This window comes from Paenibacillus sp. HW567 (genome assembly GCF_000374185.1).
Classification (GTDB): domain Bacteria; phylum Bacillota; class Bacilli; order Paenibacillales; family Paenibacillaceae; genus Paenibacillus_AQ.
The window spans coordinates 1,113,386-1,136,594 of the sequence record NZ_KB910518.1; the positions used below are offsets into that span (position 1 = coordinate 1,113,386).

The following is a 23,209-nucleotide window of genomic DNA, read 5'->3' on the forward strand; positions in this document are numbered from 1 at the left end:
ACAGCACTCCCAGTGAGGATCACCGAAAAAGCGCAGTCTGTACTGACCGTACGTAAGATTCAATGAGAGTGGCTGTCCAATAGACCGGTTAGCAGGTACTTGGGACAGCCTCCTCGTTGTTGACGAATAGATACGTTTGATTGTTCTAATTGAAAGCGCTGTACATTATTGATGCTTTTGAAAGATGTTTGAGAGGCGTATCCGTTTCGGGGGCAGTAGGAAGAAGGAGAAGCTGATGGGTAACAGAGTAATTTCAACAACCAGCAAGGCGCTACTCCTTGCGGTAATGCTTGCATTGACGTCGTCTTGCAGCTACTTTCCCTTTCATGAAGACAAGCAAGCAGCGAAGACGGAGAGGACTGTCATCCGTTTCTGGGATGAGAATGCCGGCCCGAGCCGCACTCCGTATTATCTGGAACTGTTCCGCCGCTTCGAGGAGCTGCATCCAAATCTCAAGGTAGAATACTCAGGGATTCCGGTAAGCTTCAATAAGCTGAAGTTTGATATGGCTATACTGTCCGGCGATACCCCGGATGTGGCCTCGATGAACGCGGAGTGGTTGGCCGGATTTGCTGCGAAGGGCGTTCTTCTGCCACTGGACGGCTATTATGCGCAGTGGCCTGAACGTGAGCAAATCGCGGACCGGTTCATTTCGTTCAATCGTGGGCTGGCCCCGGACGGCAGGCTGTATCAAATTCCCGGCACGTTCTTTTTCGATGTGTTGTGGTACAGAAGTGATTTACTGAAGAAGGAGGGGCTTGCAGCCCCGCAATCCTGGGACGGCTTCTTCCAGGCAGTCGACCGCTTGGATAAGCCGGATCAGGGCCGGCGCGGCTATAGCCTCCGCGGTGGGGCGGGCAGTATTACACAGCTTACGTCTCTGCTATATGCATATTCCGGTATTACTGAATATTTCACGAAGGATGGCCGCTGTACGATCAATGATCCGCGTCATTTGGAGTTTTTGCAACGGTATACGGCTCTTTACGGCAGCCGCACGAAAACCAGCGATATTCTGAACGGCTACAAGGAAATGGTGGCGGCTTTTGATTCGGGAGCCTCGGCTATGTTCACCCATAATTTTGGTTCCTATCGAGACCATTTGTCGGCCCTCGGAGCCGCCAATGTAGGAGCAGCCCTGTTGCCTCGGTCCGTAACCGGTAACCGCGTAATGACGTTGACCGCCAACGGCTACGGGATATTCCGCTCCACTGCCAATCCGGACGCTGCCTGGGAGCTTGTGAAATTTCTGTTGTCGGAAGAGAGCCAGACCTATTGGAACCGCAATGTGGGACAGCTTCCTACAAATCAGCAGGCGCTGCTGCAGAACTTTATCCAGGACACCCCTTTCTTGAAGGAGGCTCTACTGGCAATGGAGGACAACCGCACAGTGATGCTGCGGGTTCCTTATAATTTGCCTAATTATACCGATATTATCCAACAGCGGCTGGAGCCTAATTTTCAGAAAGTGTTGTCCGGCTCCATGACAGATGAGGATTTTCTCAACGATTGGGCACAGGTAATGGAGCAGGCCTATTCCCATTATCGCCAATGATCCTGCTGGAATGCACGTCCGAAAGAGGGGGACCTTGAAGATCATGTTCAAACGAACACTGAAGTCGACCTTTCTGCTGTTTTTCATACCGCTTATTCTGGTGTTTGTTACTGTGACTGGCATGGTATCCTACTTTCTTGCGTCTTCACAACTGCGGGCCAATGCGGAAACCAGCATTCAGGATACGCTGACCCAGACCAAGGATTATCTGAATGAGAAATTATCTGTTGTACTGGCCGAGCTAACGGCCATCGACAACAGCAGCGAGCTTCGCGCTCTGATGCAGCGTGCGGATAAGGCTGATTTTCAAATGACACCGGAGGATTATCTGGTGCTGAGCCGCCATTTGGATACAGCGTACGCCAATCTGTACAGCATCGTCGATTCGGTCTATTTTTACTACAAAGACGGGCAGCTTGCTTTCTACCGCAAAGATTATCTGCAGACAGAGAATGTCAGGCCTCCTGTTGAATTCGAATCCCTGCCTTACACCTCCTCCTCCTGGGTGTACTGGCTGAATCTGCATCCGAGCCAAAGGGATTCAGCGGGGGAGCAGGTGATCAGCCTGTACAAATGGGAGGAGGGCAAAGTGGGGGCCCGGGAAGGCATACTGGTGATCCAATTGAAGGAGCGGCTCCTCCGAAGCCTGTTGTCTGCGCCAGAGATCAGTCCTAACGGCTACCTGTTGGCTGCCAGCCAGGACGGGCTTGTCCGCTTCAAGACAGTGAAAGGCCTCTATGCCATGGATGAAATATTGCTTCAAAAGAAGCTGCTGGCAGCTCCCGCCGGGAAAGGGCGTTTCGAAACGGAGAGTCTGACCGGGCGCAAGCTGACGGTGATATATGACACCATAGGGATGAACAAATGGAAGCTTGCAGCCGTCTATCCCCAGCAGGATCTGTACACCAGGTTCCGTTCGGTCAGGGTGGCGATCCTCTCTGTTATGGGGGCTGTAATTGTTCTCGCCGTAATGCTGTCGGGATGGATTGCCGGCAAAATCACAAAACCGCTCTCCCAGCTCACCCGGGCGGTGAACGCCATCGACCAGGGCCATCTGGAGGTGAAGCTGTTCGACCATCCCAATCAGGAAATTTCCATTCTGAACAAAAGTATCCGGGATATGCTCCGACGTATCCAGGAACTGCTCGGCCAGGTGGAACAAGAACAGGAGCAGAAGCGGCTGACTGAGCTGTCAGTGCTGCAGGCGCAGATTCAGCCTCATTTTTTGTACAATACGCTGTATTCAATTAAAAGCCTGTGCGAAATGAATGAAACAGAAGACGCTTCACGCATGCTGACGGCATTGTCCCATTATTACCGGATCAGCATCAGCAAAGGCAGCCCCATTATTTCCGTTGCCAGTGAAAGGGAGCATATCATTCAGTACCTGTATATTCAGCAGATGCGGTATGGCGACACCTTTCGTTACGAGCTGGAATTGGAGGAGGGAATGCTCACTTGCCCTGTGGTGAAGCTGACGCTGCAGCCGCTGGTGGAGAACGCTATATATCATGGAGTAAAAAAAATCCGGCATCCGGGACTGATAGAGGTACGGGGCTGGCTGTCGGGAGGCGACGGTTACTTCGAGGTGCGGGACAATGGCTACGGCATGGAACCGGAGCGTCTCCGGGCACTGCGCGAGGGGCTGGAGCGGGATGCTGCTGGAGACGTTCATGCCGAGGAGTCCTCGCAGGTAGGCTATGGAGTCCGCAATGTGCACCGCCGGCTGCGGCTTCACTACGGGCCGGGCTACGGCCTCACTTATGAGAGCAAGCTGGGACAAGGGACGACGGTGACGGTGAGGTTCGCCGTTCAGCCGCCGCTTGCAGAGGTGTCATCCAAGGAGTACTGAATACTGAAAAAGCTTGGAGGAGCTGTCTGAGATTCGTTCAGGGAGGGAAGAGGCCATGAGGAAGCTGGTGATACTGGATGATGACCAGATCATATTGAGGAGACTGTCCAAGGGAATAGCCTGGAAGCAGCATGGGTTCGAGCTTGTGGCAGCCCATACCAACGGGGAGGACGGACTGGCTGCCATCGAACAGGAACGCCCCCAGATAGTGCTGACGGACATCCGGATGCCGTTCATGGACGGGCTGGAGCTAACGGAGCTGCTTAAAGAGCGTTACGCGGACATCCAGATCATCATGATGACCAGTTATGATGAATTTGAATTTGCGCAGAAGGCGCTGAAGCTTAAGGTATTTGATTTTATCTTGAAGCCTCTTGATGAGGACCGGCTGATCGAAACCGTCAACCGGGCGGCTGAGGAATGGGAGCGGGAGCATGTACTCGCCAAAAAGGTCATGGAGGGAGTGCCGCTGTTGAAACAGCGGTTCCTTGAAAATTTACTGTACAGGCGTTACAAGCAGGAGGAAATCGAGCGGGAGCTGGCTTTTCTTGACCTGGATTTGCACTGCTCCCGCTATTCGGTAATTTTGCTGCTGGCCGATGAGTATTATGAGACAGGCGCACAGAGCCGCTACAGCCAGGAGCTGCTGAAATATTGCATTCATAATGTGGCTGAAGAGGTTCTCCAGGGCGAAGGCGGAACGCAATGTACGGGCGGGAATGGCAGTCTGGTCTTTGAATCCATCAAGGAGGCCATTGTTATATTGTATGGTCATGACCAAGGAGCTGATGATTCGGTGCTGGAACGCGGGGCGCTGCTCCTTGCCGAGCTGATTCGGTGCCATGTTGAGACTTATCTGAAAACAACCGTAACGGTCGGTATCGGTCCTGTGGTCAACCGGCTGGAGGAGCTGGCCTTATCTTACCGCGGTGCGCTGGCTGCTACGGAATACCGGCATTTAACCGGAACCAACCAGGTGTTCCTGTACAGGGACAGCCTGATTCATACGCCTGTTGAGATTGCGCCGGGAGAGATGGCGGGGTGGGAGGTGCAGTTGTCCATGAAAATCAAGGCCGGTTTGGAGCAGGAGACGCTAACCGTCATAGACCGGCTGGAGGAAGAAATACGGGTGAGAGCAAACGTATCTTTGGATCGCCTGCATCTCTTTGGAATGGAAATGGCATTTATTCTGATTAACGCTTTCTCGGATTGGAAGGAGCCGCCTTATCCACGTAATGCAGCGGAGATCCTATTCGATGAAATCCGCCGTCTCCGCACCGCGAAGGAGATCTTTGACCATATCCGCATCTTTGTCATCAAGCTGTCGGCGGCTGTGCGGGAGCGCCGCTGCAGCCAGCAGAATCATCTGGCCGACCAGGCGGTAGCCTACATCCGGGAGTGGTACGGCAAGGAGGGCCTGTCTCTTCAGGAGGTGGCGGATCACGTGCACGTGAGCACTACCTATTTAAGCACCATTTTCAAAAAGATAACCGGGGTGAACTTCAGCGATTTCCTGACGGAGACCCGCCTGCAGGCGGCTATGGAGTGGCTGGGCAAGGAGAACTTGAAGACCTACGAGGTAGCAGAGCGGGTAGGGTACGGAAATCCGCAGTATTTCAGCGTCAGCTTCAAGAAGCATACCGGCATGACTCCGTCGGAATTTCGGCAGTCCCGGTAACAGTGCTGTAAGAATTACACAAGGGCGGTAAAACAAAGAGGGTGTACTGACAGCCATGCAGGCTTGAGGTACATCCTCTTGCGTCGTGGAGCTGCTTAACCGCGGGTCTGGAGCTCGGAGACAATCTCTGCATGCTTTTGGTCCGTGAGCTTATACATGAGGCCGATAACCAGCATGGCAACAGTCAGAGCAAACGCGGGGTACAGGAGCAGCAGTCCTTTGATTCCAAGCAGGGTACCGGCAGATTGCGCCACATTTGGAATATATCCAATTAAGCCCAGGCCAATCCCTGAGAGAAAGCCGGACAGTGATTGGGCCAGTTTCCGGGAGAAGTTGAACAAGGAGTAAGTGGTGCCTTCCTTCCGCTCTCCCGACTTCCATTCGCCATAGTCGATAATATCGGACACAAGGGCCCAGGTGATGCCGTTCGGGATACTGATCCCGATGAAGGCAATGCTTGCGAGAATAGTGAAGAGGTAGATGTTGGACGGCATAAAGAAGTTAAGGCTGTCCGCCGCAACGCTGATCACCATGCCGAGAATGGCAGTTTTCTTTTTGCCGAACCGCTTAACCAGTCTGGGCAGAAGAAATACGCCGAGGAAGGAGGAGCCGATGATGATAAAGTTCATGTAAGACATCAGCTTTACGTTGCCCAGATTGTACTGCGCAAAATAAATCAGCATGGCCGATTTCAGATTGTAGGCCGAGATGGTGAAGACGGTCATCAGCACCAGGACAAGCAGCGGCTTGTTGGCAGCAAAGGTCTTGATAATGGCTTTGGCGCTGAGCTTCTCCTTGGGCGGGCTTTGCGGCACAATCCGCTCCTTGCAGTTGCGGTAGCAAATATAGAAGGAGGCAATGCCGATTAACGACATGGCTCCCATGATTACCGGATATCCCAGATGTGCGTTGGAAAACAGCAGGATAAGCGGCATGACGATGATGCTGGTGAAGAACAGTGCGCCCAGGGAGCCAGCCTGCCGAAAGGAGGCCAGGGAAGTCCGTTCTGCCGAATTCTGCGTCATAGATGCGCTCAGAGACCCATAGGGAATGTTCGCAAAGGAATAGCCCAGACCCCAAAGCATATAAGAAACATAAGCGTAGACCAGCTTGCCGGTGGGTGAGACATTTGGAGAAATAAACGTCAGCACAGTCAATATGGCCAGCACAATGCTGCCGATTAAAAGATAAGGACGGAACTTGCCCCGGGGGCCGATGTTTTTGCGATAGTCGATGGAAGAGCCGACGATTGGATCGCAGACGGCGGCAAACAGCTTGCTGGCCAGAAAGATTCCTCCTGCCGCCGTTGCCGGAATTCCCGCCACATCCGTGAAGAATTTCAACAGGTACAATTGCCCCAGATCAAACATAAATCCATTGCCGAAGTCTCCGAACCCGTAGGATATCTTCTCTTTCATACTAAGGCCCTTGCTCTTCCCGGTCACCGATTGCTTCAGCTCATCATAGCCCTCTTTCAGAGCCATACTCATGGTTCAACACTCCTCGTTGTTATTTAAACCCCTTCAGCTTCATTTGCACTTTATTTCACATGCGAAAATTCGAATCCATTTTGTTGCGGGGTGTGCACTCATTATACGGATTGCTAATTTATTCAAGAATGGAATATCTTGTGGAAAGTGTTTGAGATCTTCAACGGTTGGCGAGGGTTGTGAGCGGATTGTGACAAAGCGGTAAGGACGGAACGGCCGCTATGAAAATATGCGTGGAGGCTGCCTCTATAAATCGACAAAAAAACCTCAGGAATGCCCCCCATGTTTAGACAGACTTTGGATGCGAGTCTTTCTATACTAATCATATCGTCCAAAAAGAGAGCCTGATCTTCAGTCTTTCGCATAATATCCGTTCGCAGGCAGGTGAGTGCACTGGTTGTTTATATTGACTTGATTTTCGCTGCCAATCTGCTGATCGACGGAATTCTTTTGTGGCTGACGGGCTGGCTGGTCAAGCTTAAAGTCTCTTGGTGGCGGCTCTTTCTCTCCGCGCTGGTGGGCGCACTGTATGTGGTGATGATGTTTGTGCCGGAGCTTTCCTTCCTGTACACCTTCCTCATCAAGTTTGGATTGTCGGTAGTGATGCTGTGGATTGCTTTTGGATTCAGGAGTCTGCAAAGCTACCTTCGGGTGCTGGGGGCTTTTTATATTATTAATTTTGCAGCGGCGGGCGGGGTTGTCGGGATTCATTATTTGCTGCAAAGCTCCGGCGAAATCTGGAACGGTATTCTGTTCACCTCTTCGGGAGGCCAAGCTTACCGCCTAAAAATCGGCTTCTGGTTCGTGCTTGCGGTCCTGCCGCTGGTGCTGCTCATCTTCAAATTTATTCAATCCTCAAAAAACAGGAGAGAGCGGCTCGAGACGTACATCGGCGAAGTGTGCGTTGAGATTGATGGGGTGAGTGTGACCTGCCCCGGCCTGCTGGATACCGGCAATCGTCTGAACGATCCTCTGACCCGGATACCCGTGATGGTGATGGAGGCGTCACTCTGGGAGGGATATTTACCGGCCTCCTGGAAAGGGAAAATGACTCAAATGAGCGCCGATAAGCTTCTGCTGGAAACGGACGGGCAGTCTTTTGCCTGGCAGGACAGAATGCGGCTTGTGCCCTATAGGGGGATTAACCGCGGGGCGTCATTTATGCTGGCGCTGAAGCCTGATCTGGTGACGATAAAGCTGGGTGAAGAGAGCTTTTATATTCAGAGGGTTCTTATTGGGCTGGATGGCGGGACACTGTCGGGAGAAGGGGCGTACCGGGCGATTATCCATCCAGACCTGATTCAAAAAGAGTCCGCTGCAGAGACGGCGGTGTCTTCCTGAGCATCGCAGATGCCGCAAGCGGCTTCCGAAATGGGAATATGGGATCGAGTAACTAACTCAGGGTAACTGTGCCCTTCTTGGAGGAGGAACAATAATGGTCAAATGGAAGATTGCGCTGCAACTGCAATATTACCGCATGCTGTTTCTGCTGGGGCTGAAGAGCCAGGAAATCTATTATATCGGCGGCAGTGAGGCGCTGCCGCCCCCGTTGACGCGGGAAGAAGAAGAGTATCTGCTGCAGCGGCTGTCAAGCGGCGATGCGGCAGTCCGGGCTATGCTGATTGAACGCAACCTGCGGCTGGTGGTCTATATCGCACGCAAATTCGAGAATACCGGCATCAACATCGAGGATTTGGTGTCGATCGGGGCGATTGGTCTAATCAAGGCGGTTAATACCTTTGATCCGGAGAAAAAAATCAAGCTGGCGACCTACGCCTCGCGCTGCATTGAAAATGAGATTTTGATGTACCTGCGGCGCAACAGCAAAACCCGGAGCGAGGTCTCCTTCGATGAGCCGCTGAATATTGATTGGGACGGCAACGAGCTCCTGCTCTCAGATGTGCTGGGCACGGAGAATGACACTATCTACCGGAACATCGAAGAGCAGGTGGACCGCAAGCTGCTGCAGAAGGCGCTGGAGAAGCTCAGCGAGCGGGAACGGCTGATTATGGAGTTGCGTTTCGGGCTGCGCGGGGGCGAAGAAAAGACGCAAAAGGACGTAGCCGATCTGCTCGGCATCTCCCAATCCTACATCTCGCGTCTGGAGAAAAGAATTATCAAGCGGCTGCGCAAGGAGTTCAATAAGATGGTGTGAGCTTATGAAGCGAAGGAATAAAATGCCCGGCCGGGGAGATAATGTACAGTAATGTTTCTCCTTGGGAGGTAAATCATCATGACCCGAAACAAAGTCGAGATTTGCGGTGTGGACACCGCCAAGCTGCCCGTTCTAACCAACGTGGAAATGCGGGAGCTGTTCACTTCGCTGCAGCAGCAGGGCGAGCGATCCGCCAGAGAGAAATTGGTAAACGGTAACCTTAGACTCGTTCTTAGCGTTATTCAAAGGTTCAATAACCGGGGAGAGTTCGTTGACGATCTGTTCCAGGTAGGCTGCATTGGACTGATGAAAGCCATTGATAACTTTGATCTATCGCAAAATGTGAAATTCTCTACCTACGCCGTGCCGATGATCATCGGTGAAATCCGCAGATACCTGCGGGACAACAACCCGATCCGGGTGTCGCGTTCACTGCGCGATATTGCCTACAAAGCGCTTCAGGTACGTGACAGCCTGACGAATCAGAATTCACGGGAGCCGACGATATTTGAAATTTCTGAGGCGCTAGGAGTTCCCAAAGAAGATGTAGTGTTTGCACTCGATGCCATCCAGGACCCGGTTTCCCTGTTCGAGCCGATTTACCACGACGGCGGCGATCCGATTTATGTGATGGACCAGATCAGCGATGACAAAAATAAGGATGTGTCGTGGATCGAGGAAATTGCGCTGCGTGAAGCCATGCAGAGGCTGGGCCAGCGGGAGAAACGGATTTTGTCGATGAGGTTTTTTGAAGGGAAGACCCAAATGGAGGTAGCAGATGAAATCGGCATTTCCCAGGCCCAGGTGTCGCGGCTTGAGAAATCGGCAATTCAGCAAATGCAGAAGCATGTTAAGTCTTAAACAAATCTAGCGGAAAGTAACAGGGGTATTCCGGGAGCGGCGTTGCTGCACGGGATGCCCCTTTGTGCGGGGGGAATCCAATTCAGATTGGCATGTTGCCAAGCCCGGGGAACATATATTGGACTATACGTCTAAATGTACAGGGGTGGCGAGGTGAACGAGGATTCCTTGGGAAGCGGCAAAAAAATGAAAATCTCCGATTTTCAGACGAAGGATGTGATCAATATTGTCGACGGGAAGCGGCTCGGGCAGGTCAGCGATCTGGAGCTGGATCTGCGCCGCGGCGTCATTGATGCGATCATTGTCCCGGGCTTCACGCGCTTCATGGGGCTGTTCGGAGGCGGTACCGATCTGATCATTCCGTGGCGGAATATTGTGAAGATCGGCGCCGATGTAGTGCTTGTGAGAATTGAAGAGTCGAGGATGTCTCAAGGGCAGGAGGAACGGGAAACGATGTATCTGGAGCGGGGAGACCGCAGTGAACGGCGCACTTACTGAGGAGTGCGTCTTTTTTCTGGATTTTGGGGATGTATTAAATGATAGAGTCTTGGCGCAAAGGGAAGGATTCTTGTGGTACACTTAGGCGGAGGTGAGGATATGGAACCGTTTATGCAAAAGGGCGGGACGCCCGCGCTGCTTCATCTGGAGCCTTGGCGTACGAACCATTCAGCAATCACAGCAGGGTTCACAGGCAGGCAGGGCGGTATTGGCAAGGCGCCTTATGACAGCTTTAATTGTGCCTTTCATGTTGGCGATCAGCCGGAGGATGTGCTCGGGAACCGTTCATTGCTTGCCGAGAGCCTCGGGTTTACATTACAGGATTGGACCTGCGGAGAGCAAACACATGGAAAAGATATAGCAGTGGTTAAAGCGGAGGACCGCGGCCGCGGCAGCCTGGACAGAGCATCTGCTTTTCAAGCTACGGATGGTCTGCTTACCGATGTGCCGGGGGTGCTGCTGACCTCCTTTTATGCCGACTGTGTCCCTCTGTATTTCTACGATCCGCATCATCAGGCGGTTGGCCTGGCTCATGCAGGCTGGAAGGGAACGGTGGCGGAGATTGCTTCTGCGATGGTGTCCAGAATGGAATCGGTGTACGGCAGCCGCCCTCAGGATATTCTTGCGGGTATCGGTCCCTCCATCGGCGACTGCTGCTATGAGGTGGATGATTATGTGATGAATCACGTCCGCCGCCTTGAGGTGGAACTGGCAGGGATTGCTTACGGGGCTGGACAGGACTTATACAAAAAGTCGGAAGCAGACGCAGGCAAAAGCATGCTGAACTTGAAAGAAATGAATCGACGCATTATGATTAAAGCAGGAATATTGCCGACTCATATCGAATGTACATCATGGTGTACAAGCTGTAATCACGATTTATTCTTTTCTTACCGGAAGGAAAATGGGGTTACAGGGAGAATGACGAGCTGGATCGGAATAAAGGAGAGTTGAAGCTTGGCGACACTACAGGAAAGAATAGCCAGGGTAGAGGAACGTGTAGCACGGGCCTGTGCGGCAAGCGGCAGGGATGTGGCGGACGTCAAGGTTATCGCAGTGACAAAATATGTGTCTCTGGAAACAGTATCCGCTGTGCTGGATGCCGGTCTTGAGGATATTGCAGAAAGCCGCTGGCAGGATGCCGAACACAAATGGAACGCCCTGGGGCATCAGGGAACCTGGCATTTCATAGGACATTTGCAGACCAATAAGGTTAAGGATGTTATCGGTAAATTTCAATATATACACTCGCTTGACCGCCTGTCTCTGGCCCGGGAATTACATAAAAAGGCTGAGGCTGCGGGACTTACCGTAAACGTTTTTCTCCAGGTGAACATTTCAGGGGAAGATACAAAGTTTGGATTGCCGCCTGAAGCGGTACCGGGGTTTCTGCGTGAAATCTCAGGCCTGCACCGTATTAAGGTGGTTGGACTTATGACGATGGCGCCTTATGAAGCTGAACCAGAGGAGACCCGCCCGGTATTCCGGGGGCTCCGTGAGCTGCGCGATGAGCTCAATCTGCTAGCTTTGACACCTGAGCCTATACAAGAGCTGTCGATGGGAATGTCGAATGATTTTGAAGTGGCTATTCAGGAAGGAGCCACCCAGGTGCGCCTGGGTACGGTATTAGTAGGTCATGAGGAGGGAGCCTGATGGGCGTGATGAACCGGTTTATGAGTTTTTTGGGCTTGCAGGAGGAAGAGGAAATTGTAGAGCGGGAGCAAATTTCCCGCGATGAGGAAGAATACGAGCCCGCCCCTGTAGAAACCCGCAAAAATCAGCGGGCCAACGTCGTCAGTATCCATTCGCAAAAAAATGTGAAGGTCGTGCTGTATGAGCCCCGTTCATACGAGGAAGCACAGGAAATTGCCGATCATCTGAGATCCCACCGTACGGTGGTCATTAACCTGCAGCGGGTACGAAATGATCAGGCGATGCGCATTATTGATTTTCTCAGCGGAACTGTTTATGCCCTGGGTGGAGGAATCTCCAAGATTGGGGGCAATATATTTATGTGCACACCGGATACGGTTGAAATCCAAGGCTCCATTACGGAAATTCTGAGTGACGATCAAGACTATAACAGAATGAGGTGAATGGGCTTTGTCCCAAATAAATCTAATTATTGATATTCTCTACAACATCTACTTTGCAATGATCTTTATTTACGTTCTTATGTCCTGGCTGCCGAATGTCCGTGACAGCTTTATCGGAGAATTGCTGGGCAAGCTGGTGGAGCCTTACCTGGCCCCGTTTCGGCGGTTCATTCCGGCGCTGTTCGGAACGATTGATGTCTCCCCGATCATTGCGCTGTTCGTGCTTGAATTCGCAAAGAACGGATTGAAGTATCTGATTTGGTATATATTTTAGGCAGCTAAGATGAAGAATGAAATTTACGGACATTTTCACCCTGACGAGCGGCAATTTGTAGATAAGGCCTGGGAATGGGTTACCCATGCAGGTGAATATCATGAGACGAAGCTGACTGAATTTCTGGACCCCCGGCAGTGTTACATCCTGCAGACGCTTGTGAACAGGCATCCCGACGTATCGGTAAGATGGGAGGGCGGTTCTGAAGAGGCTGAACGAAAGCGGGCGCTGGTGGCCCCAGATTATCGTGAGCTCGCCGGTGAGGATATGGAGCTGAAGGTTCTGGCCATTTCCTCGGGAGAACAGAAATTTCTGGATCTGGAGCATGGCGATTATATGGGCGCTATTCTTGGACTCGGTATTAAAAGAGGAAAAATCGGCGACATCCATGTGCTGGAGGACGGTTGTCATGTTATTGTGGCAGCGGACATTGCCGATTATTTAGCTATGAATTTAACCGGTGTGCACCGGATTAACGTCAGTACGGAAATTCTGCCTCTGTCTGCCCTGCGCAGAAGCAGCGTCAAATTGGAGACAATGGAGCTGACAGTGGCTTCCCTGCGGCTGGATGGCATTGCTGCGGATGTTACCCGGCTTAGCCGGAGCAAAATTCTTGCCCCTATCAAAGCCGGACGAGTCCGCATCAACTGGAAAGTGGAAGAGGACCCTTCCTACGGGCTTAAAGACGGTGATATGATCTCCATCCAAGGCTTTGGACGGTTTAAGGTTCTGGAGATCGGCAGTTTGACGAAAAAAGGCCGTTACCGTGTCCGGATCGGCAAATTTGTCTGAAAGGCATGCAGGAATCCGGCTTTGCCTGTCGAAATTGATTATCTCTAAGGGAAGCAAACATTTTGAATGCTGTACGCCGATATTTGTAGAAGAGGCGGACCCTGAAGCGGCAGCCGAATGAAATCTTGCCATTCGCCGTATACTTGAACTATATGGATGTGTGGACGGCGCGGCCGTTCCACTTGATACAGTCTTTCTTCTATGCCTGCGGGACAGATGAGTTCAGGGGCATTAGAGGTCCGAAATTTCTAGGAGGTGCACAGCATGCCATTAACACCGCTCGATATACATAACAAGGAGTTCTCCCGGAGAATCCGCGGTTATGATGAGGACGAGGTCAACGAGTTTCTGGATCAGGTCATCAAGGATTATGAGAGCGTCATCCGTGAGAACAAAGAGCTGCATAACCAGCTATTGTCCATGCAGGAGCGTCTCGATCATTTTGTCAATATCGAAGAGAGCCTGTCCAAGACGATCCTCGTTGCTCAGGAAGCTGCAGATGATGTGAAGAATAACTCCAAAAAAGAATCACAACTGATCATCAAGGAAGCCGAGAAAAACGCAGACCGGATCATTAATGAAGCTTTGTCCAAATCCCGCAAGGTAGCGATTGAGACGGAGGAGCTGCGCAAGCAGGCTTCGATCTACCGTACCCGGTTCCGGACCCTGCTGGAAGCACAACTGGAGCTGCTGTCCACTGATGACTGGAATGCTTTGGAGAGCCGTGAAGTGAGTGAGAACGCGCTTTAAAAGGTTGTAATGGGTACATCCTGTATTGCAGGGATACTCATGCTGCACACCTCCTCCAATATTGACTTTTCACCCAAAAACGTCTATAACTAGATCATATCTGTATCGTTATATTTATTCGATGACGGGACAAGTAAGGGCGAGGTAACGTTCTCCAGAGAATCGGTGATTGCTGCGAGCCGATGGTTCAAGCCTTGTTCAGAAGATCTTCCCCTAGAAGCCAAGCTGAAGCGTAGCATACGTGGGTAAGCTTGGCCGTCTGCCGGACGTTATCCCGGACCCGCGCGGTAATCTGTGCGCGGAACTGAGATTGTGCTGAGTACACTCCCCCCTGAGGGTGTGCATGAGGCGCAGAATTAGGGTGGTATCGCGAGCGTCGTCTCGCCCCTTTGGGGGCGGGGGGACGCCTTTTTGTTGTGTGGGCATCCCCCTAAATCCCCCTTCTAAGGGGGACCCCAAGGGCTGGCCGCCCTCTGGACACCCGCAACAAGGGATTATCGCGGAAAGACGGACGTCTGCGGAAGGGAAAGGACTTGTTCGGCGGGGGAGCGGCCCTTCTTAGGCTCCCCTGGCGGGAACGCCTGCGGGGCCTTGACTGCATAAGGGCAAAGGGCAAAGAGCAAAGAGCAAAGAGCAAAAAACAAAGAGCAACAGCCTAGAGCAAGGTCCCCGGCCCATCGCTGCCCTTCGGGATCGCAGGCCGGGTCCCTAAGGGCAAAGCCAGCGGCGGGCTGCGCCCCATGCCGCCGCAGAGGTCCCCGGCCCATCGCTGCCCTTCGGGATCGCGTGCCGGGTCCCAGAGGCAAAGCAAGAGCAGCGGCGGGCTGCGCGCCACGCCGTAGAGGCCCCCGGCCTAGTGCTGCCCTGACGGGATCGCGTGCCGGGGGCCTGAGGTAGAGCGTGCCGCTTGCGGCGATAAGCGGGCATTACAACCAAACAAGATCAAAAACCGCCTCTCCCCGGAATTTAGACAACTTTTTCCGGGTGTCCAGAGGGCGGAGCCCTTGGAGCCCTCCCTTGGCTAAGGGAGGGTTTGGGAGGGATCGAAATTACCACGGAAATTACTATGGAAGGGTTGACCATTACTATGCAAAAAGTAGATGTCAGAGAAAAAGCGCGGGCGAGAGACGTCCGCATTCTGAAGAAATGGAGCGACGAAAATACGTTCCGCAAATCTATGGAGAACCGCGCAGGCCGTCCGAACTATGTGTTCTATGAAGGGCCGCCAACAGCGAACGGCGTGCCGCATATCGGGCACGTGCTGGGCCGCGTAATCAAGGACTTTATCGGCCGTTACCAGACGATGAAGGGCTATCGTGTTGTACGCAAAGCGGGCTGGGATACACACGGCCTGCCGGTAGAACTGGGCGTACAGAAGAAGCTGGGGATCTCCGGTAAGCAGGATATTGAAGAATATGGAGTCGAGAAGTTCATCAAGGAGTGCAAAGACAGCGTATTTGGCTATGAGAAGCAGTGGCGCGAGTTCACGGAAGCTATCGGGTACTGGACCGATCTGGATCATCCGTATGTTACCCTGGACAATACCTACATTGAGAGTGTATGGAACATCCTGGCGACGGTGCATGAGAAAGGGCTGCTGTACCGCGGACACCGCGTAAGCCCGTATTGCCCGAGCTGTCAGACTACCCTTAGCTCCCACGAAGTGGCGCAGGGCTACAAGACGGTCAAGGATCTTAGTGCAACAGCCAAGTTCAAGCTGGCTGGCAGCGGCGATTATGTGCTGGCTTGGACCACCACGCCTTGGACACTTCCGGCGCACATGGCGCTGGCGATGAACCCGGACATGGAGTATGTCCGCGTTCAGCAGGAAGACGGCGTGTATGTACTCGCGAAGAATCTTGTGGATGATGTGCTTAAGGGCGATTTTACAATCCTGTCCACACATAAGGGTACGGATTTTATCGGCCAGAGCTACACTCCGCCATTCGGCTACATCAAGGCGGAGAAGCACAATGTAATTGTCGGTGCGTCTTTTGTTACGGATTCCAGCGGTACCGGAATCGTGCATATGGCTCCGGCGCATGGTGAAGATGACTATAAGAGCTGCCGCGAGAACGGCATCAGCTTCGTGAATGTGGTGGATGTCTCCGGTAAATATACCGACGTGGTTTCTGATTTTGCCGGACGATTCGTGAAGGAATGCGATCTGGATATCGTGAAGGTGCTCTCCGAGAAAGGGCTGCTGTACAGCAAGGAGAAATACGAGCACAGCTATCCGTTCTGCTGGCGCTGCGATACGCCGCTGCTCTACTATGCAACAGATAGCTGGTTCATCAAAACAACAGCCATCAAGGATGAGCTGATTGCGAACAATAACAGTGTGGACTGGTATCCTGAGCATGTGCGTGAAGGCCGCTTCGGCAAGTTCCTGGAAGAGCTGGTGGACTGGAATATCAGCCGCAACCGTTACTGGGGAACGCCGCTGAATATCTGGGTCTGCCAGGACACGGGCAAGGAATTCGCGCCGCACAGCATCGCGGAACTCCGTTCAATGGCCATCGGTGAAGTGCCTGAGGATATCGAGCTGCATAAGCCGTATGTCGACAACATCAAGCTGCGCAGCCCGTTCAGTGAAGGCGGCGTGATGGTGCGGACCTCCGAGGTCATCGACGTCTGGTTTGACAGCGGTTCGATGCCGTTCGCACAGAGCCATTATCCGTTTGAGAATGAAGATACGTTCGAGGATCAGTATCCGGCGGATATGATCTGCGAAGGGATCGACCAGACCCGCGGCTGGTTCTACAGCCTGCTTGCCGTATCGACGCTGTTCAAGGGCAAAGCGCCATACAAAGCGGTTATCGCGCACGGCCACATCTTTGATGAGAACGGCCAAAAAATGTCCAAATCCAAAGGCAATGTCATCGACCCTTGGGAAATCATGAACGAATACGGTACGGATGCGTTCCGCTGGGCGATCCTGTCCGACAGCGCGCCGTGGAACAACAAACGTTTTTCACGCGGCCTGGTCGGTGAGACGAAATCCAAGGTGGTGGATACGCTGGTCAACACACATGCGTTCCTGACGCTGTATGCCGGTATCGACGGCTATGAACCTGCGGATCATCCGTTCAGGGTGTCTAAGCACAAGCTGGACCGCTGGATTCTGTCCCGCCTGAACAGTCTGATCCTTGTGGTTGATAAGGGCCTGGCCATCAATGATTTTGTCAATACGTCCAGAGCGCTTGAGAATTTCGTGGATGAGCTGAGCAACTGGTATATCCGCCGTTCCCGTGACCGGTTCTGGGGCAGCGGCCTTGGCGAAGAGAAGCTTGACGCTTACCGCACATTGACGCATGTACTCTTGACTACAGCTAAGCTGATGGCTCCATTTATGCCGATGCTGTCCGAGGATATCTTTACGAACCTGGGCGGCGGGGAAAGCGTGCATCTGGCTGACTATCCGGCCGCAGACGAGAGCCTGATTGATCTTGAGCTGGAACGGGACATGGAGAGCGCGAGACAAATCGTTGAGCTGGCCCGCAACGTCCGCAACGAATCGGGCATCAAGACACGCCAGCCGCTGTCCGAGCTGATTGTGTCGATCGACCGCAGCTTCCGTGTGGCGGATTATGAAGAGATCATCAAGGATGAGATCAATGTCAAACAGATCGTGGTGGAGAACAGCGACAGCGGATTTGTTGATTTTACACTCAAGCTGAACCTCAAGGTAGCCGGTAAAAAATACGGCAAAAATGTTGGCTTCCTTCAAGGTTTCCTGAAAGGAATGGACAGCGGCGCTACCCGTAAAACGGTACAGGACGGTGTCATCTCGATTCTTTCGCCTGAAGGGGAAGAACTGCAAATCACCGCCGAGGAGCTGCTTGTGGAGAAACAGGCCAAAACGGGCTTTGCCTCGGCATCCGGTTATGGGCTTACTGTGGCGCTGAATACCGAAATTACGCCAGAGCTGGTGCAGGAAGGCTGGGTTCGCGAGATTGTGCGCGCGGTGCAGGATTACCGCAAACGTCTGGATCTGCCGATCGAGAAGCGGGTCGCCCTGACTCTGAAGGTAGACGAGGAGCTGAAGGCTGCGGTAACGGCGTTTGAGCATGTGCTTCGTGAGAACGTGCTGGTGACAACGGTTGATTTTGACGGGGAGCAAGTCTTTGAGCCGGTGGAGGCCGGGGGCCGAACCTTCGGAATTCATATCGGAGTCTAATCCTCTGCATTACCTGTCCCTAAATGGCATATACTAGGTATGCGTTCAGCGCAAATAGTATATAAACTTCCGTTTTGCTGATAAAAATGCCGCTGTTGATCATTCGATTGCAGTTCGCAGGCAACCTAGCGGCAAAGGAAAAGGTTCTATGGGTTAGAAGCAAAATGGCGAGCCCGGTGCTTAAAGAGAGTCCTCTCTCTTTTGACCGGGCTCGTTTACTTTGTGGAACTATAGAGTGACGCTAGAGAGGAGCCAGACGCATGGAGGGACGGAAAGAGGACAAGATGGGCACATGGAAAACCGGGAGAATTTCGGTTCGGACATCAGGGGCAGGCGGCACGGATAGGCTTGGAGAGAGCCAGCGCGAGGTTCATTCCTCGGAGCCGGTTCGGCCTAAGCAGCAGCGCGCAGCAGCCCGTAATGTTCATGATCCGGCAGACTCCGGCGGGTCAAACCGCGATCTGCACGACATGCCGCAGGAGGAGAAGCTGAATGCTGTCTACCGGCTGACCAGGGGACTGGTGCAGCAAATGGAGAAAGCCAGAATTGCCGAGTATACAGAGCTGCTCAATTCTCCCCTGCGGCTGATTTGGCTGAATATTCTGTCAGGCGTTGCGCGTGGACTGGGGATTGCGCTGGGCTTTACATTTTTTGCGGCGACGATTATTTATGTGCTTCAGGTGCTTGGTGCGTTAAATCTGCCGATCATCGGCGATTACATTGCAGACATCGTGCGGATTGTGCAGCATCAGCTTGAGCTGAAGACCTTTTGAAGAGGGATCAATAACAAAAAAAGGAGCAGCACCGGCTACTCCCTTTCTCTTTTACTCAGCGGGTCCAGCAGATGGCTGCCTTCCTCACTGTCCATATAATGGCGGTAGCTTGAGCCCTTGATGACAGTCACATGGTTTCCGGCGATATCGGTGGCGATAAAATTCTCCCAAGGCTCCACGAAACCTTCGTTTTCGTCAGCTTCAATCTCCATATCATTATATGAAGAAATGTCACTGTCCTCGGCCATGGCGGGGGAATTGGAGCTGCCCCAGCTTTCAACAATTTGCCAGGCGTCTTCGCCGTCAAAGCCATTTTGATCCTCACGCTCGTCCAGGCTGGTACGTCCAAAGGGCGGAGACAGCAGCTCTTCTTCAACGGGGCGCGTGAAATGCGCGTTTTGGCGGGGATTATGCTCTTTGCAAAACCGGGTAGCCGGGACTGCCGACAGACGTTCGAAGGAAATCGCTTCACCGCAAACGGCACAGCTTCCGTAGGTTCCTTTTTCCATGGCGGACAGCGCGGCGTCAATATTCTCCAGCTCATGTTCATCCCGCTCCAGCAGGGAGATATCTATTGAGCGGTTGTACAGCTCCGTGGCGGCATCGCCGGGATGGTTGTCGATTTCGGACAGCTCTCCGGTTGAATCGCGCATGGCATCCTGCAATCCGTAGTGCTCATTGTTCTGCAGTCTGTGGCTGATTTCCTGCTGCTGCCGCAGCAGTTCTGCATGCAGCCCGGAGAGCTGCTGTGATGTCAAATGGCTCATAGGAGGTCGCTCCTTTCTATTGCTTAAGGCAGGCTTTTCACCGGCGTACACCGGCTTCGTTCTCTGTTAGCTTGACCGGGGAGGCCCGTTTTTAGCGCTGGAAAATAGTCCTATGACCGGATGCATTGTATGCGCGCGCAATAGACGGCTTCTTGAGGCCTGTGCTACAATATACAAGTCTTTATACAGAATTCGCACCGCCCTCAGCGGGAAAAATAAGAACGGAGTGACAGCTTCTGTGGTGTACTATCTGATAGCGCTAATCGTATTTTTGATCGACCAGGGTACCAAGTATTTGATTGCTACCCGGCTGGAGATCGCAGAACAGATTCCGGTTATCAAGGATTTCTTCATTATCACCTCCCACCGCAATCAAGGAGCCGCTTTTGGGATTCTCCAGGGACAGCAGTGGTTCTTTTTCCTGATCACCGTTGTAGTTGTGGCTGGTATCGTCTGGTACCTCAATAAGGCCAAAGCCACCCGGAAGCTGCTGCCTACCGCGCTCGCGCTGGTGCTGGGAGGAGCCGTGGGCAATTTTCTGGACCGGATGCTGAACGGCGAGGTAGTTGACTTTCTGATGTTCAATTTTGGCAGCTACACCTTCCCGATTTTTAATGTGGCCGATTCCTGCATCGTCATTGGGGTGGCGCTGATTATTCTCGATACACTGCGCGATATGAAGGGCGGAGAGGAAATTACCGAAGTTAAGGAATCCAAGGAAGTTAAGGAAGGGAATGAATAGGCTTGAACAAGGACGTCAATGAGCAGGCGGCATCCGCTGCCTTCGAAGAAGAAAGGGACGTCACCGAATGGACGGTTGCCGGGGAGAACGCCCGGGAGCGGATTGATAAATACATTACGGAGTCCTGGGAAGAGGAAATTTCGCGCTCCCAGGTGCAGCAGTGGATTAGCGGTGGACATGTTACGGTTAACGGAGGTCCGGTTAAAGCCAACTATAAGCTGGCGGAAGGCGATGTGGTCGCTGTTACAGTTCCGGCAGCCGAGGTAACCGATCTGATTGCGGAGGATATTCCGCTTGAAGTGGCATATGAAGACAGCGATGTTATCGTGGTGAACAAACCCCGCGGCATGGTTGTGCATCCGGCAGCCGGTCACCCTTCCGGCACGCTGGTCAACGCGCTGATGTATCACTGCAAGGACCTGTCCGGCATTAACGGCGAGATTCGTCCGGGCATTGTGCACCGTATCGACAAAGACACCTCAGGACTGATTATGGCGGCGAAAAATGATCTCAGCCACGCTTCGCTCGCAGCCCAGCTCAAGGAGCATAGTGTAACACGCCGGTACATAGCGGTAGTGCATGGTAACCTGTCCCATGATCAGGGAACGGTGGATGCTCCTATCGGTCGTGATCCGCATGACCGCAAACTGTATACGGTGACGGAGAAGAACAGCAAACGTTCCGTGACCCATTTCACCGTATTGGAACGGTTTGGTGATTGCACATTGGTGGAACTGCAGCTAGAAACCGGACGTACCCACCAAATCCGTGTGCATATGAAGTTTATCGGGCATCCGCTGGTTGGCGATCCGGTCTATGGACGCAGCAAGGGGATCACGATGAACGGACAAGCTTTGCATGCCGCTGTACTGGGATTTGTGCATCCTTCCACTGGTGAGTATATGGAGTATAATGCGCCAATCCCGGCAGATATGGAAGATGTGTTGTTTATGCTGCGCAGCAGATAAATACAAATTAAGTGATTATAAATCTATGGTTTTGAAGGCAGCTTTGCTTCATATTTAGACTATGAGAATAATACAAACCAGGAGATGAAACGAAGATTATGAGTATTGAACAATATCAGGATACTTTTATTCAGACTAATTTTGCGGACCGCATTGGCGGTGCGAATTACGGCAAAGACACTGCCATCTACAAGTTCGAGAAAATCAAACGCGCCAAAGCATCGGCGAAGCAGGATTTCCCGAATATTGAGCTGATTGATATGGGTGTTGGCGAACCGGATGAAATGGCGGATGCAGGCATTGTTGCTTCGCTTGCTGCCGAAGCCGCCAAAGAAGAAAACCGCGGATATTCCGACAACGGAATTCCTGAATTTAAAGCTGCTGCCGCAGCTTATTTGAAGGAAGTATTCCGTGTGGACGGCATCGACCCTGTAACAGAAGTTGTGCACTCCATTGGCTCGAAGCCGGCACTGGCGATGCTGCCATCCTGCTTCATCAACCCGGGCGATATTACCATTATGACAGTTCCGGGCTATCCGGTGCTGGGCACCCACACCAAATATCTGGGTGGACAAGTGTTCACAGTAGAGCTTAAGAAGGAAAACAACTTCCTGCCTGACCTGAACTCCATCCCTGAGGACGTTGCCCAGAAGGCCAAGCTGCTCTACCTGAACTATCCGAACAACCCGACAGGCGCAAGTGCAACTCCTGAATTTTTCAGCGAGGTAGTAGCCTGGGCGAAGAAATATAATGTAGTAGTCATTCACGATGCTCCATATTCCGCCTTGACATATGATGGCTTGAAGCCTCTCAGCTTCCTGTCTGTGCCTGGCGCGAAGGATGTCGGCGTAGAGCTGCACTCCCTGTCCAAGTCCTACAATATGACAGGCTGGAGAATCGGGTTCGTGGCCGGAAATCCGCTCGTAGTCAAAGCCTTCAGCGATGTGAAGGACAACAATGACTCCGGTCAATTCATCGCTATTCAAAAGGCAGCAGCCTACGGTCTCGCCCATCCTGAGATCACTGAAGCGATTGCCGACAAGTATTCCCGCCGCCACAATATGCTGGTGGACGCGCTGAACAGCCTGGGCTTCCATGCTGAGAAGCCTAAGGGCTCGTTCTTCCTGTATGTGGCTGCACCGAAGGGGGTTAAGGGCGGACGCCGCTTTGAATCCGGTGAGGACTTCTCGCAATACCTCATCCGCGAGAAACTGATCTCCACCGTGCCTTGGGATGATGCCGGCGCCTTCGTCCGTTTCTCCGTCACCTTCATCGCCAAGGGCGAAGAGGAAGAGAAACGTGTCATTTCCGAAATCAAACGCCGCCTGAGCGACGTTGAATTTGAATTTTAATTGATTTGGTTCCTACAAAGCTGCCGTGGAGAAATCTGCGGCAGCTTTTTTTGCTTTTCTCCCGTGAACTAAAAACCAAATGGTATGGTGTAAGCAGCGGAGGGGAAGTTTGGAACTGGAGGAGCGGTAGCGTCCGCCTTTAGGTTTGGATTTCTACCGCAGACAGCGGAAGATAATCAAGAAATCCAAACCTAACAGCGGCCGGAAGTCCAAACATTCCCTGGAGCTGCGGCCGTCACCATACCAAACTGTGTTTTTTAGTTCCTCCCCCCATTTGACACCCGCCACAACATCTGTCATAATCCTTGTAGTTGAATATGCGCCTTTAATTCAGTCCCGTGAGGCTGGCAAGGTAACGTGAATCGAGGTTCGCGACACACTGAGAGGAATCCGTATGTGTACGGAGGGTCTTTCTCTGCGCGCGGA

The 23,209-nt window shown here is 52.6% G+C and carries 20 protein-coding genes; 18 read left to right on the forward strand and 2 right to left on the reverse strand.

The window, feature by feature from the left end; genetic code table 11:
- Positions 1–235 precede the first annotated feature (235 nt).
- From B212_RS0104945 to B212_RS0104955, 3 genes are read left to right on the forward strand one after another with little or no spacing between them, the layout of a single operon-like run.
- Positions 236–1,555 carry an ABC transporter substrate-binding protein gene (locus tag B212_RS0104945; RefSeq protein ID WP_019909326.1) on the forward strand — a complete coding sequence of 440 codons (1,320 nt, stop codon included), beginning with the start codon at positions 236–238 and terminating at the stop codon, positions 1,553–1,555.
- A 43-nt stretch (positions 1,556–1,598) separates the two neighbouring features.
- On the forward strand, positions 1,599–3,407 hold the full coding sequence (locus B212_RS0104950) for a sensor histidine kinase (protein WP_019909327.1): 1,809 nt from the start codon (positions 1,599–1,601) through the stop codon (positions 3,405–3,407).
- Between the two features lie 55 nt (positions 3,408–3,462).
- Positions 3,463–5,085 carry a response regulator gene (locus B212_RS0104955; protein WP_019909328.1) on the forward strand — a complete coding sequence of 541 codons (1,623 nt, stop codon included), beginning with the start codon at positions 3,463–3,465 and terminating at the stop codon, positions 5,083–5,085.
- Positions 5,086–5,180: 95 nt separating this feature from the next.
- On the opposite strand, the gene B212_RS0104960 is transcribed toward B212_RS0104955, so the two are convergent.
- Entirely contained in the window at positions 5,181–6,569 is a 1,389-nt protein-coding gene (locus tag B212_RS0104960; RefSeq protein WP_232231534.1) for an MFS transporter, read from the reverse strand.
- Positions 6,570–6,968: 399 nt separating this feature from the next.
- Here B212_RS0104960 and spoIIGA point away from each other — a divergent pair, with 399 nt between their 5' ends.
- The 12 genes from spoIIGA (at position 6,969) to B212_RS30785 (ending at position 18,954) form a co-directional block, all read left to right on the forward strand.
- Positions 6,969–7,916 carry a sigma-E processing peptidase SpoIIGA gene (gene spoIIGA / locus B212_RS0104965; protein WP_036668907.1) on the forward strand — a complete coding sequence of 316 codons (948 nt, stop codon included), beginning with the start codon at positions 6,969–6,971 and terminating at the stop codon, positions 7,914–7,916.
- A 91-nt stretch (positions 7,917–8,007) separates the two neighbouring features.
- Entirely contained in the window at positions 8,008–8,730 is a 723-nt protein-coding gene (gene sigE / locus B212_RS0104970) for an RNA polymerase sporulation sigma factor SigE (RefSeq protein ID WP_028530613.1), read from the forward strand.
- 78 nt (positions 8,731–8,808) lie between these two features.
- Positions 8,809–9,591, forward strand: coding sequence for an RNA polymerase sporulation sigma factor SigG (gene sigG / locus B212_RS0104975; RefSeq protein WP_019909334.1), 783 nt, complete (start codon positions 8,809–8,811; stop codon positions 9,589–9,591).
- A 186-nt stretch (positions 9,592–9,777) separates the two neighbouring features.
- Entirely contained in the window at positions 9,778–10,089 is a 312-nt protein-coding gene (locus B212_RS0104980) for a YlmC/YmxH family sporulation protein (RefSeq protein ID WP_036668910.1), read from the forward strand.
- A 99-nt stretch (positions 10,090–10,188) separates the two neighbouring features.
- Entirely contained in the window at positions 10,189–11,043 is an 855-nt protein-coding gene (pgeF, locus tag B212_RS0104985) for a peptidoglycan editing factor PgeF (protein ID WP_019909338.1), read from the forward strand.
- 3 nt (positions 11,044–11,046) lie between these two features.
- A complete protein-coding gene (locus tag B212_RS0104990; RefSeq protein ID WP_019909339.1) occupies positions 11,047–11,742 on the forward strand; it encodes a YggS family pyridoxal phosphate-dependent enzyme in 696 nt (231 codons plus the stop codon).
- Positions 11,742–12,185: a cell division protein SepF gene (locus B212_RS0104995; protein WP_019909340.1), complete on the forward strand. Its 444-nt coding sequence runs from the start codon at positions 11,742–11,744 to the stop codon at positions 12,183–12,185. Before B212_RS0104990 ends, B212_RS0104995 begins: the two co-directional genes overlap by 1 nt.
- A 7-nt stretch (positions 12,186–12,192) precedes the next feature.
- Positions 12,193–12,459, forward strand: coding sequence for a YggT family protein (locus tag B212_RS0105000; RefSeq protein ID WP_019909341.1), 267 nt, complete (start codon positions 12,193–12,195; stop codon positions 12,457–12,459).
- 9 nt (positions 12,460–12,468) lie between these two features.
- Positions 12,469–13,251: a YlmH family RNA-binding protein gene (locus tag B212_RS0105005; RefSeq protein WP_019909342.1), complete on the forward strand. Its 783-nt coding sequence runs from the start codon at positions 12,469–12,471 to the stop codon at positions 13,249–13,251.
- A 264-nt stretch (positions 13,252–13,515) separates the two neighbouring features.
- A complete protein-coding gene (locus tag B212_RS0105010; protein ID WP_019909345.1) occupies positions 13,516–14,001 on the forward strand; it encodes a DivIVA domain-containing protein in 486 nt (161 codons plus the stop codon).
- A 1,087-nt stretch (positions 14,002–15,088) separates the two neighbouring features.
- The gene (gene ileS, locus B212_RS0105020) at positions 15,089–18,181 is read left to right on the forward strand and encodes an isoleucine--tRNA ligase (protein WP_028530614.1); all 3,093 of its coding nucleotides are present in this window, start codon (positions 15,089–15,091) and stop codon (positions 18,179–18,181) included.
- Between the two features lie 470 nt (positions 18,182–18,651).
- Positions 18,652–18,954: a DUF5665 domain-containing protein gene (locus B212_RS30785; RefSeq protein WP_051128246.1), complete on the forward strand. Its 303-nt coding sequence runs from the start codon at positions 18,652–18,654 to the stop codon at positions 18,952–18,954.
- 35 nt (positions 18,955–18,989) lie between these two features.
- Here B212_RS30785 and B212_RS0105030 read toward each other — a convergent pair whose 3' ends face one another.
- Positions 18,990–19,721 carry a TraR/DksA C4-type zinc finger protein gene (locus B212_RS0105030; RefSeq protein WP_019909351.1) on the reverse strand — a complete coding sequence of 244 codons (732 nt, stop codon included), beginning with the start codon at positions 19,719–19,721 and terminating at the stop codon, positions 18,990–18,992.
- A gap of 238 nt (positions 19,722–19,959) precedes the next feature.
- Between B212_RS0105030 and lspA the strand changes: the two genes are divergently transcribed.
- The 3 genes from lspA to B212_RS0105045 all read left to right on the forward strand — a co-directional run bounded on the left by lspA (position 19,960) and on the right by B212_RS0105045 (position 22,783).
- Positions 19,960–20,463, forward strand: a complete 504-nt coding sequence (lspA, locus tag B212_RS0105035) for a signal peptidase II (RefSeq protein ID WP_028530615.1) — start codon at positions 19,960–19,962, stop codon at positions 20,461–20,463.
- Between the two features lie 2 nt (positions 20,464–20,465).
- Positions 20,466–21,431: an RluA family pseudouridine synthase gene (locus B212_RS0105040; RefSeq protein ID WP_019909353.1), complete on the forward strand. Its 966-nt coding sequence runs from the start codon at positions 20,466–20,468 to the stop codon at positions 21,429–21,431.
- 98 nt (positions 21,432–21,529) lie between these two features.
- The gene (locus B212_RS0105045) at positions 21,530–22,783 is read left to right on the forward strand and encodes an LL-diaminopimelate aminotransferase (protein WP_019909354.1); all 1,254 of its coding nucleotides are present in this window, start codon (positions 21,530–21,532) and stop codon (positions 22,781–22,783) included.
- Positions 22,784–23,209: the final 426 nt, after the last annotated feature.

What these genes read in the sequence shown, in the direction of transcription:
- B212_RS0104945 (WP_019909326.1), top strand. Translation starts at nt 236, where the DNA reads ATGGGTAACAGAGTAATTTCAACAACCAGCAAGGCGCTACTCCTTGCG.
- B212_RS0104950 (WP_019909327.1), top strand. Translation starts at nt 1,599, where the DNA reads ATGTTCAAACGAACACTGAAGTCGACCTTTCTGCTGTTTTTCATACCG.
- B212_RS0104955 (WP_019909328.1), top strand. Translation starts at nt 3,463, where the DNA reads ATGAGGAAGCTGGTGATACTGGATGATGACCAGATCATATTGAGGAGA.
- B212_RS0104960 (WP_232231534.1), bottom strand. Translation starts at nt 6,569, where the DNA reads ATGGCTCTGAAAGAGGGCTATGATGAGCTGAAGCAATCGGTGACCGGG.
- sigG (WP_019909334.1), top strand. Translation starts at nt 8,809, where the DNA reads ATGACCCGAAACAAAGTCGAGATTTGCGGTGTGGACACCGCCAAGCTG.
- B212_RS0104980 (WP_036668910.1), top strand. Translation starts at nt 9,778, where the DNA reads ATGAAAATCTCCGATTTTCAGACGAAGGATGTGATCAATATTGTCGAC.
- pgeF (WP_019909338.1), top strand. Translation starts at nt 10,189, where the DNA reads ATGGAACCGTTTATGCAAAAGGGCGGGACGCCCGCGCTGCTTCATCTG.
- B212_RS0104995 (WP_019909340.1), top strand. Translation starts at nt 11,742, where the DNA reads ATGGGCGTGATGAACCGGTTTATGAGTTTTTTGGGCTTGCAGGAGGAA.
- B212_RS0105005 (WP_019909342.1), top strand. Translation starts at nt 12,469, where the DNA reads ATGAAGAATGAAATTTACGGACATTTTCACCCTGACGAGCGGCAATTT.
- B212_RS0105010 (WP_019909345.1), top strand. Translation starts at nt 13,516, where the DNA reads ATGCCATTAACACCGCTCGATATACATAACAAGGAGTTCTCCCGGAGA.
- ileS (WP_028530614.1), top strand. Translation starts at nt 15,089, where the DNA reads ATGCAAAAAGTAGATGTCAGAGAAAAAGCGCGGGCGAGAGACGTCCGC.
- B212_RS30785 (WP_051128246.1), top strand. Translation starts at nt 18,652, where the DNA reads ATGCCGCAGGAGGAGAAGCTGAATGCTGTCTACCGGCTGACCAGGGGA.
- B212_RS0105030 (WP_019909351.1), bottom strand. Translation starts at nt 19,721, where the DNA reads ATGAGCCATTTGACATCACAGCAGCTCTCCGGGCTGCATGCAGAACTG.
- B212_RS0105045 (WP_019909354.1), top strand. Translation starts at nt 21,530, where the DNA reads ATGAGTATTGAACAATATCAGGATACTTTTATTCAGACTAATTTTGCG.